Origin of the sequence: Microcoleus sp. w1-18aA5, from assembly GCF_036701705.1 — a bacterium.
Classification (GTDB): Bacteria; Cyanobacteriota; Cyanobacteriia; order Cyanobacteriales; family Microcoleaceae; genus Microcoleus.
Map to the genome: position 1 here is coordinate 1 of NZ_JAUPTE010000179.1, position 1,177 is coordinate 1,177.

Consider the following 1,177-nt stretch of genomic DNA (forward strand, 5'->3'; position numbering starts at 1 on the left):
TAAGTAGATAGGCGGGAAAAAACCAATCTATGTAACAAAACATTAAGTTGCCTGATTGGAGTTAAACTTAAGACGTTGCGTGGTGTAATTTCCCCTTTGTCCTCTAGCTTCTACTCCATGAATTACGGCGTAGGCGAGTTCTAACTCATCATCAAACATTTGTCCTGCCAACTCATCTTTCTTAATGTGTTGCCACTCCAATTCAATGGGGTTCATTTCCGAACAATACTTGGGTAAAAAGAAGATATATAAACCTTGCTTTTCCCAATGCGGCCATAACTCTTGGACTTCTTTGCATCGGTGTATTGGGCCGTTGTCTTGTACAATTACTCTCGGTCGTCCAATTTCAGCAGCTTCCTGGGCTTCTCGCTCCATCATTTTGATATAAGCTTTTCGATCAACACCCCCAATTACTAAACCATAAATAAAACTGATTCCCTGTTGAAGAAGTCCGATAATACTTAGTCTACGACCACGCCGTTTCGTTTGTTCTAACCGTTTTTGCTCACCTATTTGGTAATAAGTATAGCCTGGTTCACTCCACGCACAAAAACCTGATTCATCTAAATACTTTAAGTCAATTCCTCCCGCTACTGCCTCTAATTGCAACATATCTAAGTCAGATTGCTTCGTTTCTTGTACTAGGGGGTCTTGTTTTCCTTTGTGACTTTTTCTGGCTCGTTTCCAAATAAACCTTTTTTTTTTAGTATCCTTCTTAATCGATCGGCACTTAGTTTGACAGAACGTTCTTTTTCTAATTTCTGGACTAATTGAAGACTGTTATATGTACGTGATTCGTTTTTGAGGCATTCTTTTAAAAACTCTATATCTTCCTCTTTCCACGTTGGCTTTGCCCCTCGACCAGGCAACTCCCAAAGCCCTTCCATGCCTAGATTCGACCATTTATGTAAAACCTCTCTCACTGTTTGTGGAGTCCAGTTAAAATGAGCAGCTATTTTTTCAACGTACCAGCCATGTGCATTTAATCTAATTACTTCTGCTCTATCTTTGACTTTTTGTGGTACAGCAGCAGTTCTCAGTTGTAAGAGAGTTTTGTCTTGCTGTTGAGTCAGGAATACCCTTAATCTAGCGCCCATATATTTAGTTACCTCAGTAGATATATTCTCTTTGTTTACTTATCTTAACATAGTTCGGTTTTTTTGCGCCGACCTACTTA

The 1,177-nt window shown here is 39.4% G+C and carries 1 protein-coding gene; it reads right to left on the reverse strand.

The genetic code is table 11. From position 1 onward, the window contains the following. Positions 1 to 42 precede the first annotated feature (42 nt). A protein-coding gene (locus tag Q5691_RS27580; RefSeq protein WP_333217165.1) for an IS630 family transposase occupies positions 43 to 1,097 on the reverse strand; the annotation gives its coding sequence in 2 pieces (ribosomal slippage) (positions 43 to 702 and positions 705 to 1,097; 1,053 coding nt in all). Positions 1,098 to 1,177: the final 80 nt, after the last annotated feature.